The sequence below is a fragment of the Actinoplanes sichuanensis genome (assembly GCF_033097365.1).
In the GTDB taxonomy this organism is placed as follows: domain Bacteria; phylum Actinomycetota; class Actinomycetes; order Mycobacteriales; family Micromonosporaceae; genus Actinoplanes; species Actinoplanes sichuanensis.
This window is the reverse complement of record NZ_AP028461.1, coordinates 428239-443840: the sequence shown is the minus strand read 5'-3', so window position 1 is coordinate 443840 and position 15602 is coordinate 428239. Positions and strand designations below refer to the sequence as shown.

At 70.8% G+C, this 15602-nt stretch carries 12 protein-coding genes and 2 pseudogenes; all 14 read right to left on the bottom strand.

What is annotated here, in order from left to right; genetic code table 11:
• Positions 1–26: 26 nt before the first annotated feature.
• Entirely contained in the window at positions 27–881 is an 855-nt protein-coding gene (locus Q0Z83_RS01825) for a hypothetical protein (protein ID WP_317792005.1), read from the bottom strand.
• A gap of 11 nt (positions 882–892) precedes the next feature.
• Complete coding sequence (locus Q0Z83_RS01820; RefSeq protein ID WP_317792004.1) at positions 893–1387, bottom strand: SigE family RNA polymerase sigma factor; 495 nt, start codon at positions 1385–1387, stop codon at positions 893–895.
• A gap of 112 nt (positions 1388–1499) precedes the next feature.
• The gene (locus Q0Z83_RS01815; protein ID WP_317792003.1) at positions 1500–2489 is read right to left on the bottom strand and encodes a TAXI family TRAP transporter solute-binding subunit; all 990 of its coding nucleotides are present in this window, start codon (positions 2487–2489) and stop codon (positions 1500–1502) included.
• Positions 2490–2528: 39 nt separating this feature from the next.
• Positions 2529–4577, bottom strand: coding sequence for a TRAP transporter permease (locus Q0Z83_RS01810; protein ID WP_317792002.1), 2049 nt, complete (start codon positions 4575–4577; stop codon positions 2529–2531).
• Positions 4578–4627: 50 nt separating this feature from the next.
• Positions 4628–5941, bottom strand: coding sequence for a KamA family radical SAM protein (locus tag Q0Z83_RS01805; protein ID WP_317792001.1), 1314 nt, complete (start codon positions 5939–5941; stop codon positions 4628–4630).
• Positions 5938–7623, bottom strand: coding sequence for a class I adenylate-forming enzyme family protein (locus Q0Z83_RS01800; RefSeq protein WP_317792000.1), 1686 nt, complete (start codon positions 7621–7623; stop codon positions 5938–5940). Before Q0Z83_RS01800 ends, Q0Z83_RS01805 begins: the two co-directional genes overlap by 4 nt.
• A complete protein-coding gene (locus Q0Z83_RS01795) occupies positions 7623–8948 on the bottom strand; it encodes a flavin monoamine oxidase family protein (protein ID WP_317791999.1) in 1326 nt (441 codons plus the stop codon). Before Q0Z83_RS01795 ends, Q0Z83_RS01800 begins: the two co-directional genes overlap by 1 nt.
• Positions 8945–9271 carry an acyl carrier protein gene (locus tag Q0Z83_RS01790; RefSeq protein WP_317791998.1) on the bottom strand — a complete coding sequence of 109 codons (327 nt, stop codon included), beginning with the start codon at positions 9269–9271 and terminating at the stop codon, positions 8945–8947. The genes Q0Z83_RS01795 and Q0Z83_RS01790 overlap by 4 nt, the downstream gene beginning before the upstream one ends.
• On the bottom strand, positions 9268–10587 hold the full coding sequence (locus Q0Z83_RS01785; RefSeq protein WP_317791997.1) for an AMP-binding protein: 1320 nt from the start codon (positions 10585–10587) through the stop codon (positions 9268–9270). Before Q0Z83_RS01785 ends, Q0Z83_RS01790 begins: the two co-directional genes overlap by 4 nt.
• A pseudogene (locus Q0Z83_RS01780) lies at positions 10587–11228 on the bottom strand (TIGR03086 family metal-binding protein); the annotation flags it as partial. The gene Q0Z83_RS01785 and the pseudogene Q0Z83_RS01780, both read right to left, overlap by 1 nt.
• Before the next feature lie 33 nt (positions 11229–11261).
• A pseudogene (locus tag Q0Z83_RS01775) lies at positions 11262–12104 on the bottom strand (SDR family oxidoreductase); the annotation flags it as partial.
• Positions 12105–12136: 32 nt separating this feature from the next.
• The gene (locus tag Q0Z83_RS01770) at positions 12137–13375 is read right to left on the bottom strand and encodes an MFS transporter (RefSeq protein ID WP_317791996.1); all 1239 of its coding nucleotides are present in this window, start codon (positions 13373–13375) and stop codon (positions 12137–12139) included.
• Complete coding sequence (locus Q0Z83_RS01765) at positions 13372–14595, bottom strand: AMP-binding protein (RefSeq protein ID WP_317791995.1); 1224 nt, start codon at positions 14593–14595, stop codon at positions 13372–13374. The genes Q0Z83_RS01770 and Q0Z83_RS01765 overlap by 4 nt, the downstream gene beginning before the upstream one ends.
• Positions 14592–15569, bottom strand: a complete 978-nt coding sequence (locus Q0Z83_RS01760) for an ATP-grasp domain-containing protein (RefSeq protein WP_317791994.1) — start codon at positions 15567–15569, stop codon at positions 14592–14594. The genes Q0Z83_RS01765 and Q0Z83_RS01760 overlap by 4 nt, the downstream gene beginning before the upstream one ends.
• Positions 15570–15602: the final 33 nt, after the last annotated feature.

Here is a 15602-nt window from a genome sequence, read left to right as displayed (position 1 = left end):
TGGGTGGAAGCGGGCGGCGGATGCGGTCAGCGGAAGCTCGCGTCGGTGGCCAGCGCGGCCAGTTCGGTGTCGCTCAGCGGCAGCGCCGGCAGGGGCTTGAGCCCGTTGGACGCCGGGTCGGCGTAGGTCGGCGACGTCGACTGCATGACGTAGACGACCGTGCCGTCGGAGTGCCGGTAGGCGGCCCAGGCCGTGCCGGAACCCTCGTGGATCACGCCGACCTTGGAGTTCACCGGTGTGCAGTTCCCACCGCGCCCCCAGAACTCCTCGGCCAGGGCGCATGGGTCCTTCGGCAGGTTGTTGCCGGGTTCGGCGACTTCGACGAGCAGTTCGCCGACCCGGTCGTCCCGGCCGATCGCGACGGCGGCCATGTTGCGCCAGTACGAGCCGTCGTTCTCGATCGTCGACTGGTGGGAGCGGAACGGGATCCCGTCGGTGGTGTTCCCGGTCTTCGCCGTGTACCCGTCGGGAACCGCCGCGACCACGGCGGTCAGCAGCTTCTTGCCGTTCTGGTAGTGCGGCCCGGTGTCGGCGGTGGCGTCGCCGCTGTTCTCCGGCGGCCACGACGGCTCGGTCTTCTCCCCACCCGACGGTGTGGTGTCGGCCCAGCTCGGCGTCTCGGTCGGGAACGGCACCCCGGCGGCGGCCGACGGCTCACCGGCCACCTGCATGTTCGTACCACCGCCGGGTTGAGCCTGCCCCGGGATGACGGCGAGGGTGATGCCGAGGATGGCGGCGGCGGAGCCGATGCCGGCCAGCAGGTTGCGCCGGGTCGCCGCCCGGCGGGCCGCGGCGATCGCGGTCTTCGACTCCATCGGTGGCGGCTCCGGGTGGAGCGTGATCGTGTCCCGTAGCGCGGCGCGCAGTTCGTTCTCGTCCATGTCGGTTCCCCTCAGTCGGCCGTGACGGGATGGGCGACCAGGGTGCGCAGTGTCTCCAGGCCGCGCGCCGCCTGGCTCTTGACGGTCCCCGCCGTGCAGCCGAGCGCCGCCGCGGTCTCCTCCACCGAGAGGTCCTGCCAGTAGCGCAGCACCAGCACCGCCCGCTGGCGGGGTGGTACCTGGGCCAGCGCCCGCATCAGCGTCACCCGGTCCTCGCTGGGTTCCGGGTCGGCCACCCGTTCGATCCGGGCGTCGTGCGGTCGTTCCCGCTTCCACCAGCCCCACCTGCCCTCGTCGATGAAGGACGAGATCAAGACCTTGCGGAGGTACGGGTCCAGCGACTCGTGCCTCTGCACACGGTTCCAGCGCAGATAGAGTTTCGTGAAAGCGTTCTGGGTCAGGTCCTCGGCTCGATGCCAGTCCCCGCACAGCAGGAAAGCCGTCGCCCGCATAGCGGATGACCGTGCCGCGAAATACTCGGCGAACGCGTTGTCGCGGTCGCTCATGCCGGTCCCCCATCCTGTCGGTCCGCATAAACACGAGGTGACCACCTCGCAGGGTTGCACGGCCGGGCAGGAAAAAAGGGAGGCCGCCGGATCGGCCTCCCTTTCCGATCTCCTACTTCAGGTCGTCGAGTGCCTTCGCGGCGCCCCGGTGGATCGTGACCGGGCTGGTGTCACGGGCGGTGTCGAGGCTGATCTCCTTGGCCGCCGCGTTGGCCTGCTCCAGTTGTGTCCTCCGTTCGAAGAGCGTCTTGGTCAGCACGCACGCCACGTTCGGGTCGAGGTTCTCCCGGACGAGCAGCACGTTCGGGACCACGATCGTCTTCACGTCGGCCGGGGCCTGGTAGACGGCGGCCGGGATGACCCCCTCCTGGTAGACCTCGTTGATCTTCTGCATCTCCGGCAGCAGCGGCGAGATGTCCAGGAACTCGACCTTGTCGGCACTGGTGGTGAGCAGGTCGGTGATGCCCGGGGTGGGCAGGCCGCCGGAGAAGAACAGGGCGTCGATGGTGCCCTCCTTCATCCCGTCGACGGTCTTCGTCAGGTCCAGTTTCTGCGCCTGCACGTCGGTCTCGGCGAGGCCGGCCGCCTTCAGCACCCGGTTGGCGATGACCTCGGTGCCGGATTTCGGGGAGCCGGTCGAGATCCGCTTACCCTTCATCCCGGCGACGTCTTTGATGCCCGCCTCCTTGCGGACGATCACCTGCGTGTAGTTGGTGTGGATCCGGCTGAGCGCCTGCACCGGCTGTTTCGCGGTGAAACTGCCGGTGCCGTTCACCGCGTCGGCGGCGGTGTCGGCCAACGAGAACGCCACGTCGTAGGTGCCGGCGACCAGCTGCTGGATGTTCTGCACCGACGCGCCCGTCTCGGCCGCGGTGGCCTGGACGTTCTTCCCGGCCGAGTTGACCTGTTCAGCGAGCGCGTTGCCGAGGGCGAAGTAGACGCCGATGGCGTTACCGGTGGCGATGCCGACCCGGGTGGCCTGCGCCACCTCACAGGTGACGGCGCCGCCGGTGTCGGTGCTGGCGGTGTCCTGCCGGCCGCCGCACGCCGCGGTGGCGGCCGCGAGCGTGCTGACCAGCGCGATTCCCACTATTCGTCTCATGCTTCTCCTTCAGGAGGGTGGTACGGCAAGGGGCGAACTTCAAAGGGGGGTCTGGGTCCGGCTTTCCGGAGCGGGCGCGGCCTCCGCGGGCCGGCGTCTTCTTTCAAAACCACTGAGGAGTACGGCTACCAGCAGCGTGGTCAAGCCGGCGATGATGCTGGCCGTCTCCAGGTAGAGCAGCAGCAGCCCGGAGAGCCCCGCCGCCACCCGGCTCACCCGCCCGGCCGGCCCCACTCCCGGGACCCATCCGCCGGTGGCGATGGCCAGCCCGAGCACCGCGAGCCCGGCGACCACGGTCGTCCACACGATGCCGACGAACGACCCGCGGGCGAGCAGATGCTCCCCGTTCGAGGTGAGGACGAACGCGAGCGGTGCCAGGAACGCGGGCAGCGCGTACTTCAGCGCCTGCCACATGGTCGGGATCGTCCGGCCGCCGGTGATCGCGCTCGCTCCGACGGCGGCCAGCGCGGTCGGCGGCGTGACCTCGGACAACACCGAGTAGTAGAAGACGAACATGGCCGCGGCGGGCGCCGGCACCCCGAGCGTCAGCAGCGCCGGCCCGATGATCACCCAGCCGATGATGAAACTCGCCGTCACCGGCACCGCCAGCCCGAGCAGCGCCAGCGCGAACGCGGCCAGCACCGCGGTCAGCGCGAGCACCGCGGCCGGCTCGTCGGTGATCGCCTTCGCCCCGTTGACCAGCAACGACGCGAGTTGCGCACCGAGGCCGGTCTTCGTGGTGGTCGCGGTGATCACGCCCGCCGCGGCGCAGACGGCGACGACCGGGAGCACCCCGCGCACCCCGGCCGCCAGCGCCGCGAAGATCCGGGGTGGGGTGAGACGGGTACTCCGGTCCAGAAAGGACAGCACACCGGCCAGGATCGTCGCGTACACCACCGAACGGGTGGCGCTCTGGCCCAGCGCCAACAGCACGACGATGACGATCAGCGACGAGAAGTGGTAGCCGAACCGGGTCAGCAGCCGCCATGCGCCGGTCTGCGGGGCGTCCACGGCGCGGACCGCGAACCGCCGCACGTCGATCTCGACGGCCAGCAGGATGCCCAGGTAGTAGAGGACCGTCGGGATCATCGCCCAGCCGAGAACGGTCAGGTAGGAGACGTTCAGGTACTCGGCGACGATGAACGCGGCCGCACCCAGCGTCGGTGGGGACAGGATCGCGCCGACCCCGGCCGCGGCCAGCATGCCACCGGCCTGCTCCGGCGGATATCCGGCGCGGCGGAGCATCGGCCAGGTGACCGCGCCGACACTGACGGCGGTGGCCGTACCCGAACCGGAGACCGTGCCCAGAAGAAACCCGGCGGCGACCGCGGTGCGTCCCGCCGCGCTGCGCGACCGCCGGAAGGCGGCGACCGAAAGGTCGACGAAGAATCGGCTCGCCCCGGACAGGTCGAGAACCGCGCCGTAAATGGTGAACAGCACGATGTAGGTGGCCGCGACATCGAGCGGAGTGCCGTAGAAGCCGCTGCCGGAATTGTAGAGAGCGTCGACGATCTGCGCGAAGTCCAGGCCCGCGTGCGCGATCGGCCAGGTCTGCGGCAGCAGGCCGCCGTAGTAGGCGTACCCGAGGAAGAGCAGACAGACCACCGGCAGCGCCCAGCCGGTGGTGCGCCGGCAGGCCTCGATCAGCAGGATCAGCAGCACCGCGCCGAAGACGACGTCGACCGGTTCGAGAAGGCCCTGCCGCAGCAGGAACCCGTTGTAGCCGCCGTCGAACGGATTGAGCGGATAGAGGCAGACGACCAGTGCGGCGGCGGCGAGAACCCCGTCACCGACGGTGGGCGTCTCCCGGCCTTTACCCCACCCCGATTTGTACGCCAGGAAGACGAGCGGAAGGGTGAGGGCGAGAAAGACGATCAGGTAGTACTGGCTGCCCTGTGCCAACGGCCGGAACACCTGCCACAGCACCAGCAGGGCCACCCCGAACGCGACGGTCGACACCAGCCCGCCGACCCGCCCGCCGAGCACCCGGGCGGGCCGTTCCTCATCGTCGTAGTGCACGGCGGGCGCCCCGGCCTCAGCCTCGGCCAGGGCCTTGGCACTCCCCGCCGAAGATCGATCATCGCCCATGAATCGGACCCTACTATGCGACATCCCGTCCGAAAATGTGCGCCGCGCTGTCACTCCCTCTCAACGACCGAACCCGCCGTGCGCCACCAGGTCTGACCCGCGGGCGGTAGGGAGCTGATCGGGTCGTAGAAGGGGTAGCGTGCGCCGGTGTCGGTGTAGGGCTTCGTCCAGTGGGAGATCCCTCGCTCGCGGTCGTAGGCGGTGGGCTGGTGGACCCAGCGTTTGCCGACGTACGGGACGTCGCAGACGATGCGTGGGGTGGCGTAGCCGGGGAGGTGGCCCATGATGGCGTCCTGTAGGGCCTGGGCCCGGTGCAGTGGGATCCGCCAGTGTTCGGCGTTCGGGATCATGTCGCACATGTAGAAGTAGTACGGGGTGATGCCGGCCTCGCCGTGCAGGGCGAAACACAGGTCCAGCAACGAGGCCCGGTCGTCGTTCACGCCGGCCATCAGGACGCCCTGGTTGCGGACGTCGCGGACGCCGGCTCGCAGCAGCGCCCGGGTCGCCTCGGCCACCAGCGGGGTGATCGACGCGGCGTGGTTGGCGTGGGTGTGTACGGCCAGGTTCACACCACGGTCGGCGGCCAGGGTGGCCAGCCTGGTCATCCCGGTCACCACCTCCGGTTGCAACCAGTGCTGGGGCAGGCCGATCACCGCCTTGCTGGCCAGCCTGATGTCGCGGATCGAGTCCAGGTCGAGCAGCTGGGTGACGAAATGTTCCAGTTGGGGCCACGGCAGGTTCGCCACGTCGCCGCCGGAGACCACCACGTCCCGGACGGACGGGTGGCGTTTCAGGTAGTCGAGCATCAGCTCCTGGCGGTTGCCGGAGCGCAGCGCGAACCTGGCCTTCGTCACCTGCGGGGTGGACTGGCCGACCAGGTCCATCCGGGTGCAGTGGCCGCAGTACTGCGGGCAGGTGGTGACCAGCTCGGCCAGTACCTTCGTCGGATAGCGGTGCACCAGGCCCTCGGTCACCCACATCTCGGCCTCGTGCAGGGAGTCCCGCTGGGCGTACGGGTGACTCGGCCACCGCGGATCCCGGTCGCCGGCCAGCGGGAGCATGTACCGCCGGACCGGATCGGCACGGAACGCCGCCGAGTCCCGTACCGCCATGGTGTTGAGCATCTGCGGGGTGAGAAGAGTCGACATGGTGGCGTTGTCGCGCAGGTCGGCGGTGAGATCGGCGTAGACGTCGTCGCCGAGCAGGTCTCCGGCGACTTCGTGCAGCCGGCGGGCGTCGCGGATGCTGTGCACCCGCTGCCAGCGGGGGTCACGCCACTGCTGTGGGGTGACCTTCCGCCAGCCGGGCAGGCGACGCCAGTCGGGTTCGGTCAGCGCGGTCCGCGGGTAGGTGTAGTCGCTCATGCCTGCTGGAACATGGTGGCGTGTCGGGTGCGCAGTTCCCGTTTGAGAACCTTGCCGGTCGGCCCGAGCGGGAACTCGGCGACGACCTCCACGGCGGCGAGGGTGGCCAGACCGGCCGCGGACAGCTCCTTGTTGGCGGTCTCCAGAAGCCCGTCCGGGACCGCGTCCGCCTGCAGCTGCACGACGGCGATCGGCACCTGCGCGTGACCGTCCGGACCGGGTACGCCGATCACCGAACAGTCCCGGACCAGGTCGGCGCAGTCGGCGATCAGCACCTCCTCCAGCGGCAGGCTGTAGACCGGGCCGTCGCCGGTGTCGATGACGTCGACCGTACGGTCGAGGTGGTAGAAGTTGCCGTCGCCGTCGCGGCGGGCGACGTCGCCGGTGAGCCAGAAGCCGTTGAGTTCGAAACTCGCCGTGAGGCGGGGGTTCTTCCAATAGCCGGGGGTCCGCGACGGGGTGATCACCCCGAGCAGGCCGACCGTCCCGTCGGGGAGCTCCGCCCCGTCCTCGTCGAGGACCGCCGCCCGGATCACCGCCTCCTGCGCCTTGCCGACACACCTGTCGTCGCGCGGGGTCTCCGGGGTGGTCAGCCCACCGAACAGCGCCATCCCCATCTCGGACGAGCCGAGCCCGTCGACGAACTGCGACCCGGGCAGCGCCGTGCCCGCCTGATGACCGGGCGGTAGCAGCCAGGCCGCGATCAGACCGGCCGGCCGCTCCCCCAGCGTGACCAGCCTGCGGATGTGCCCGTAGTGCGCCGAGTCGCCGGTGTTGAACCACGAATGCACCTTCGCCGCGCCACGAACCGGCAGGTCACCGGTGGCGAGCTCGACGAACGTGCGCGGGAAGGACGCCAGCATGGTCGGCTGGAACACCTCCATCACCGGCTCCACCACCGATCGCCGCCAGTCGCCCATCACCACCGTGGGCAGGCCGAGCAGGATCGCGGTGAGGAAGTAGCTGAGCCCACCGGCATGCGTGTGCGGCATCAGCGACATCAGTCTGTCGTACGGCTCCGCCGGGAACCTGGTCATCCGGGGTTGTTTGCCGTCCCAGAAGCTGCGGTGCCCGAGGATCGTCGACTTCGGGGTGCCCGTGGTGCCCGACGAGTGGATCAGCGCGCACACGTCGTCGGGCTCGTGCCGGTACGGGTACTCGTCCGGCAGTGCCACGCCCGCGTCGTCGAAGGCCTGGATCTCGGCGGCCAGTGCCAGGAAGCGGGGCCGCCGGTCGGGGGTGGCCCGGTAGGCGGACGCGATCCGGGTGGTGTCGTCGGCGACCACCCCGACCACGCCCACGTGCTCCAGGTAGCGCAGCAGCACGTCGAGCCGCATCGCGTCGTTGATCATCGCGGGGATGGCGCCGAGCGCGGTCAGTGCCAGGTAGTGGATCAGCGGTTCCAGGCCCTCGGCGACCACGATGCCGACCGGGTCGCCGGGGCGGACGCCGTTGGCCCGGTACCACTTGGCGTACCTGTCGCGCAGCGCCACCAGATCGAGCAGGCTGTGGCCGCGCAGCGTGACCCGGCCGCGCGGGTCGGCACTGTGCGTGAAGATCATCGGTACGGCCCGGTTCGGGTTGAGCCGGACCGCGTGGTCGAGGAAGTTGCCGGCGCCCAGGCCGGGTTCGGTCATGAACCGTTCGCGGACGCTGAGCGGAGCGATCGGACTGTCGGACATCACTTATCCCCTTCAAGAGAGAGAACCTCGTCGGCCACCCGGTGCCCGGAGCGGATCGCGCCCTCCATCAGCCCGAAGAACTCGGTGCTGGTCTCGGTGCCGGCCCAGTGCACGCGCCCGTGCGGTGCGATCAGGTGCGGCCCGAGCCGGGTCCAGTCGCCGGGCCCGAACACGGCCGCGTAGCAGCCCTTGCTGTACGGCTCGTTCACCCAGTCGGTGATGTGCACCGCGACCGGCCGGCCGAGCCGCGGGAACAGCTCGCCGACCTGGGACAGCACCTCGGCTTCCCGGGCGACCGGGTCCAGTCCGGCGAAGCGGTACGCCTCGGCGCCGGTCACGAACCCGGTCAGCACCCCGGCGCCACCCGGCGGTGAGTCGTCCACGGTCGACAGCAACGGGCCGGTGGCGCTCACCGACCAGCCGGACAGACCCTGCTCGTGCCAGGCGGCCCGCGGGTAGACGAGTTGCACCTTCACCGCGCAGCCCCGCCCGGTCGCGGCGGTGGCCCGGGGCGCCGGCAGTCCGGGCCGGAAGTCGATGGCCTGGGCCAACAGCGGAGGCACCGCCACGATCACGGCGTCGCCGGTCAGGCACCGATCGCCGGACCGCACGGACACCCCGCCGCCGTCCTGCTCGACGGCGTGGACCGGATGTCCGAGCCACACCCGGTCACCGAGCTGTCCGGCGAGCCGCTCGGCCACCTGATGCGCGCCGCCGAGCACCCGGTCCTGCTGGGCGCCGCCGTCGAACGCGTTGAGGTATCGGATGCCGCCGCCCGCACGCAGGTAGAGGGCCATGTGCAGCACCGAGATCGCGGCCGGATCGGCGGCCATCATCTCGCCGAGGAACAACGGGAAGAACAGCCGGGCGTCCGGGTGGCGCAGGTTCGCGGCCGCCCAAGCGGCGGCGGTGGTGGAGTCGAGTGCGGCGGCGTCCGGGGTGAGCCAGGGCGCGTCCGGGCGCACCGCGTCGACCAGGTCGTAGAGCCGATCGAACATCTCGCCCAGGGCGACCGCGTTGAGCGGCGGGAACCGTCCGGCCCGCGTCTTCTCCCCGTGCCCGAGAGCGAACCGGCTGCCACCGCGCATCGCCGTGGGTGTCGCCGACAGTCCCAGACCGGCCATCAGTTTGTGCAGCTCGGTGTGCCGGTCTCCGAGATAGGCGGCACCCGCGTCGGCCCACGTGCCGGACGCCACCTCGATGCCGTGGGTACGGCCACCGACCCGGTCCCGGGCCTCCAGCACGACCACATCGACCCCGGCGGCGTCCAGGTCGGTGGCCGCGGTCAGCCCGCCGAGCCCGGCACCGACCACCAGCACCCTCATCGCGGACCACCGGAAACGGCACCGTCCGAAACCGCACCGGCCGAAACCGCGCCACCGGAAACGGCACCGGTCGGAACCGCGCCGCCCGAAACCGCACCACCGGAGACGGCGCCGGCCGAAACCGCGCCGGCCAGCGTGGCCGGGGTCGGGGCCAGCAGGAAGTCCTCGAAGGTCAGCTCGACCCCGTGGTCGCGGGCGACGGCGCTGAGCACCCGGGTGGCCAGCAGCGAGTCGCCGCCCGCGTCGAAGAAGTCGGATTCGGCGGTGACCTCCGGGTTCTCCAGCACCCGCCGGAACAGGGCGGTCGCCTGGTGGACGTTCATCGATGCATCTCCTCGCTCAGGCGCCGGTCGACCTTGCCGCTCGCGGTGTAGGCGAGCTCGTCGACCACGCGGATACGACTGGGAACCAGATGCGCGGGGACCAGGCCGCGCAGGTGGGTGGTGATCCGGGCGGGCAGGTCGGTTTCGCCTCGGCCGGCCACGACAAAGGCGGTCAGTGCGGTGCGCCCGGCGACTGTGACCCCGGTGACGAACGCCGCCCGCACCGCCGGATGGCCGGTGAGATGGGCCTCCACCTCGGCCGGGTCGACCCGGATGCCACGGATCTTGATCTCCCGGTCGACCCGCCCGTGATGCGTGCGGACTCCGTCGGTCGCGGTGAGAACCCGATCTCCGGTACGGAAGAACCGCTCCCCGCCGATCGTCACGAACCGTTGCGCGGTGACCGATGGATGTCCCGGGTAGCCGTCGGCCAGCGCCGGACCACCGATCAGGAGCTCCGCGTCATCGAGCCGTTCGATCACGTGCGGCAGCGGCCGCCCGATCGGCACCGGATCCTCGGTCCCATACAGCTCGACGGCATGCGTGATCAGCGTGGTCTCGGTGCAGCCGTAGGTGTTGAGCAGCCGTGCCCGGCCGCCCACCACCGGCCAGAGCGCGACCTTCGCCGGTGCGGCCGCCTCCCCGCCGATGATCGTCAGCCGCACGCAGTCCGGCAGCTCCGAGCCGCTTTCCCGCAGGTGCCCGACGAGTTCGTGCCAGAACGCGGTGGGCAGATCGAGCACGCTGATCCGCTCCCGCGCGACCATCCGCAGAAACCGCGGGAACGACCCGGAATGCGCGTCGGCCTCGAACACCAGACACGCCCCACCGGTCAGCGCCGGAAGGATCTCCTCGAAGCAGGTGTCCCAGTTCAGCGACGCGAACTGGAGCACCCGATCATCAGGCGAAAGATCAAAGAGAACCCGCAGCGACGGTACGGTCGACCCGATCGCCCGATGTGAGGTGGCAACCGGTTTCGGCTCCCCGGTCGACCCGGACGTGAACAGCAGATACGCCGTCGACGGGTGGTCGTGCTCGGCGGCGACCCGGGCCATCGTCGCCTGCCGCCCGGCCGGGAAGCCGGGATCGACCGGGCACCAGGTGCGGCCGGCCGCCCACGTCCCGAACAGCGCGACCACCGTGTCGGCGTCGTGCCGGGTGTGGACGCCGCCGCCGACCGGCCGGGCCGCGTAGCGGATCACCCGCCCGGCAAGCTCGGCGTAGCTGATCTCGACCCCGTTGTCCCTGATCGCGACCCGGCCGGCGTGCTCCCGGGCCGCGGCCAGAAACTCGGCGAGTACGGCGGACGCGCCCATCACACTCCCTTCTCAGCTGATATGTCCGACAAATCGGACCGACCCGAGGGGTTGGGCGAGCCAGAAGGTCGGGGCGAGCCCGAGGCGCGGAACTCGGGGTCGCGGCCTAGGAAGGCCAATAGCCGGTCCATTTCCGGCGCATCGTCGGCCGCCGGACGAGCGGGCGCGAACGTCGCCTGCGGGCGGTACCGCCGGGGACCGTCCGGGACGTCGTTCTCGGCGACCGCCCGAACCGCGGCCAGGGTCTCGTCGTCGACGCCGAACGGCCGACCGGTCGCCGCGGCCACGTCCCAGCCGTGCACGACCGCGTCGAGCAGGTGGAACCCGAGCGCTGTCCGCGCCGGCAGGGTGATCCCGTCCCGGATCGTCGGCAGCCACAGGGTGCGCGACAGCGCGCCCGCACCCGCGAAGGCGTCGATCACGTCGCGCGCGGACGCCGCGTGTTCGGCCCGCAGGTCCGCCCCGAGCGGCGTGTGCCAGTCGGCGGCCGACGTCCGGTCACCCCGGGCGGCGGCGGCGAATCCACGGTTCTCCCTGGTCATGTGCTCGACGAGCGATGCCACCGTCCACTCCGCGCACGGTGTCGGCTGTCTCCACTGCTCGTCGTCGATCGCGTCGACCAGCTCGATGCCGCGTTCCACGGCAGACCGGTGCAGATCCAGGTGACGTGGCTGGAGCCAGGACCGGGTCATGGATTGCACCGCTTCCCCGGACGGGTCGGCCAGCTTGGTCGCGGCATACCGCGAACCCCAGTCACTGGTCATGATCCGCAACGGCGGTGCCTCCTCGGTGAGTGCCCGCAGCAGCACCTCGGCGACCTCACGACCGTTCTGCGCGCCCGGATGCCCGGACCGCACCACCCAAGCGAGATAGTCGGTGAGCGCGTCGGCGTAGGGCCCGGCCTCGGCGAGCAGCGACTCCCGGGTGACACCCGAGTTCGCGCCGAACGCGGTGCCGAGGACCGGCCCGGGCTCGACCAGCACCACCCGGACTCCGGTGGCCGCGGCCATCGGTGCGAGGCTCTCCATGAACCCCTCGACCGCGAACTTGGCCGCCGAATAGCCCTCGTTGAACGGCTGCCCGATCAGCCCCCGGGTGCTGCCGACCGTGACGACCCGCCCACCGGTGGCCCGCAGGTGCGGCAGCGCGGCCCGGGTCACCGCCACGACACCGAACAGGTTGACCTCGAACCCGGCCCGGAACCGCGCCATCCCGGCGGTCTCCACGCTGGTGAACGTGTTGGCCAGTCCGGCGTTGTTGACCAGCGCGTCCAGTCGCCCGTGATCGGCGATCACGCCGGCCAGGCAGTCGGCGATCGACTGTTCGTCGGTGACGTCCATCCGGCGTATCTCGAAGGGCTCGCCGGCCAGGCGGCCGGGATCACGTGCGGTGGCGATCGTGGTGAACCCGGCCCGCGCCGCGAGGACCGCCGTCTCCCGGCCGATGCCGGAGGAGCAGCCGGTGATCAGCACCACCCTCGGCTGGTCGCCGGAGCTGTCCCCGCGCCCGCGGGACAGCCCCGAGAGCCGGCTTTGATTTCGGGCGGCGCTCATGCGGGCACCGCCGCTCGTTCCCGGTCCAGGCGGGCCTGGGTCGGCGCGATCGGGATCCACGCGAACAGCACCCCGATCAGGGTTCCGCCGACCATGGTGATCCGGGCCGCGTCGAGCACCCCGTGGGCCGGGGTCAGCTGCTCGACGAGGACACCGCCGAGCAGCGCCGCGAACGGGATGACACCCCAGGTCACGGTCCGGAACGCGGCGTGTGAGACGGCCTGGTCGGCGGCGCGCACCCGGGCCTGCCGGACGGCCGCGGTGGAGACGTTGTACCAGACCATGAACAGGCCGTAGAGGCTCAGCGTGACACCGAGGACGACCGCGCTGTTCAGGGCGGGCGCGGCCAGGACACCGAGGCCGACCAGGCAGTGCAGGAAGACCGACCAGGGCATCATCCGGGCCGGGCCGATCAACCGGCTGACCCGCTGGGCGAGCAGCGCCCCGGCGACGGCCGCCACGGCGGCCACCGACATGACCAGACCCAGCTGGGGTACGGACAACCCGAGCCCCCGATAGGCGAGGATGGGCAGGACCGTCACGAAGATCGGGCCACCGCAGTTGAGCAGCGTGGTCCCCAGGATGGTGCCCCGCAGGACCGGGTCGTCCCAGTTCAGCCGCACCCCCGCGACCAGCCGTGACCACATCGGCTCGTGGTGGAGCCGGCGTTGTCCGTACCGCCGCATGCTCTTGATCGTGATCGCCGAGAAGACGAAGGTGATCGCGTCGACCAGCAGCGACCACACGCCGAACAGGCGGTAGAGGCCACTGGCGATCGCCGGGCCGACCACCTCGGAGACGCTGCGGCTGCCTTCGAGGTTCGCGTAGGCCTGGACGCGCCCGGAGTCCGGCACGATCGCCGCGATGGTCGCGGTGTAGCCGATGTTGAAGAACACCGCCGTCGCGTTGGCCAGCGCGACGACCACGAAGATCAACGGCACCGACAGCACGTCCAGCCACCAGGCGACCGGGATCGTGACGATCGCCAGCGCCCGGATCAGGTCGCACCAGATCAGCGTCCACCGCAGATCCCATCGGTCGACGAGCACCCCGGCGGCCAGGCTGAGCAGCGGGATCGCCAGGTACTGGGCCATCCCGACCAGGCCGACCTGGAACGCCGACGCGTCGAGCAGCAGGATCATCACCGTCGGGACGACGAACAGGTTGATCCGGTCGCCGATGTTGCTGACGCTCTGGCCGAGCCACAGCCTGTTGAATTCCCGCCCCAGGCTCATGTCGCGGTCCGGTGCACGAGCGGGGACACCTTGCCGGTGCGCTCGTTGTGGATCAGGGCGGCGGTGGCCCGTACCGCCAGGGCCTCCGGGTCGCGGTGGAAGGCGGTGCTCGGGCCGCCGAACGCCGAACCGAGGACGTGGTCGCGGACCCGGTCGGCGAGTCCGTCCGGAGTGTCCCGGGCCGGCACCACCAGCACCTCACACGTGCTGCCGCGGGCCGGGTACTCGGTGAGCACCAGCTGCGCCTGCAGCACGCCCGGCACGGTCGCGACCTCGCGCAGCAGGGCGTCGGCGTTGAGCAGCAGACCACGGAACTTGACCTCGCCGTCGCGGCGGCCGAGCACCCGCAGCGCCCGGTCGGGCACCCCGCACGTGCAGGTCACCCACGCGCCCGCGTCACCGGTCTGGTACCGCAGCACCGGGTTCAGGCCGTGCGGCTTCAGCGAGGTGAAGTCGATCAGCTGGTCCGGGCCGACGTGCACGAGCTGCGACGGCAGCGGATGCCAGGTGTCGTCGGCGCATTGCGGGGTGTTGGTGCCCACCACCCACGTCTCGGTGCTGCCGAACAGTCCCCACCGGCGGGCCTGCGGGGCGACCACCGGCAGGTCCTCGTCCAGTCCCGGGTTCCAGGCCTCGCCCAGCCACAGCACGGTCCGCAGGTCGGGGAGCTTGATGCCGATCTCCCGGGCCCGGCCGATGATCGGGCGCAGCACACTCGGGGTGCCGCCGATCGAGGTGACCCCGCGGGCGGCGAAGAACTCCAGCCACACGTCGTACTCGGTGCGGTTGACCGCGCCCAGGCCGATGCCGGTGCAGCCGGTCAGGTCGGCGTACGCGCCCATCAGGTAGTGGGCGCCCCACAGTTTGCCGGCGCCCCAGCCGTTGACGAACAGGTCGTCGGGTCCGAGTGGTTTCCACTGCTCGTACACCTCGGCCATGTAGAGGCCGGTCGGCGCGTAACCGAGTTTCGGGGAGCCGGTGCTGCCGCCGCTCTGAAACGTCCACGTCGCGCCGTGCTGGGCCTTCGGCTTGAGATGGTCGAGGGCGAGGTTGAGCTCGTCCTTGCGCATCACCGGCACGTGGATCAGGTCCTCCAGGCTGTCCACGGCGACGATGTCGGCGTACCGGTCGGTCAGTGCGGGCACCGAGCGCAGTTTGGCCAGGGTGTCCCGCACGGTCTCCAGGGCCAGTGCCGCGGAGGAGAAGAAGTCGCCGGTCACAGGGCACCTCCGAGGAATCGGGTGTGCCAGTCGCGGTAGGCCAGGAACCGGTCCCGGACGATCGCCCGGTTCTGCCGGACCACCTCCGGGTCGGTGCGGTCGGGGCACATGATGGCACCGTCCGGTTCCACCTCGGACAGCCAGAACCGTTCACCGTCGTGCAGGAAGTCGACGCAGAAGTACGGCATCGGCAGTTTCTTGGCGAAGTAGTCGACGGTGGCCGCCAGTTCCTCGGGCAGCGACGTGTAATGCAGCTTCGCCCCGGTGCTGTACTGCGGGTAGCGGGCTCCGTCGCCGGGGATGCGGACCAGCGTGGTGTGCGCTCGCCCGTCGACCATGTGGATCCGGTAGTCGCGGGTCGCCCGGCCCAGGTAGGGCTGCAGCACCAGCGTGGTGTCGCCGCCCTGCGCCAGGCTGAGCAGTCCGCGCACGTCGTGGGCGTCGTGGGCCAGGTTGATGCCCCGGGACGCGGCCCAGCCGGCCGGTTTCACGATCGCCGGGTAGGTCAGCCGCTCGCACGCGGTAAGGAACTCGTCGTAGAGCAGGTCACGGCCGGCGCTCACCCGTACCGTCGGGATCGGCGGGATCGGCGAGTCACGCAGGAACAGCAGGGTGGCCATCTTGTCGTTGCCGAGCGCGGCCAGCCACGGCGGGTGCGGCAGGTAGAAACCGGCCTGCTCCAGCACCGCGTACAGGGTGAACTGGTTGAAGGTGTCCGCCGCCTGGTACGGCAACGTGTAGGGCGAGGTGACGAAGAGGGTGTCCTCGGGCGTGACCGGAACCCCGTCGACGTACACCCGGGGCGCCCGCGGGTCGGTCGCGTCCACGGTGACCGCCTCCGGCGCGGTCCGTACCCAAGTCAGGCCCAGCTCGTCGGCCACCTCCGCATAGGTGCTCCAGAACGCGGCGTTCCACTGCGCCGCGGTCCGGGTCGACTCCCGGTCCGGGAAGATCCACAACATCCGCTGCAACATGGGCCGAAGCCTGGCGACCGCCACTTCGGATCC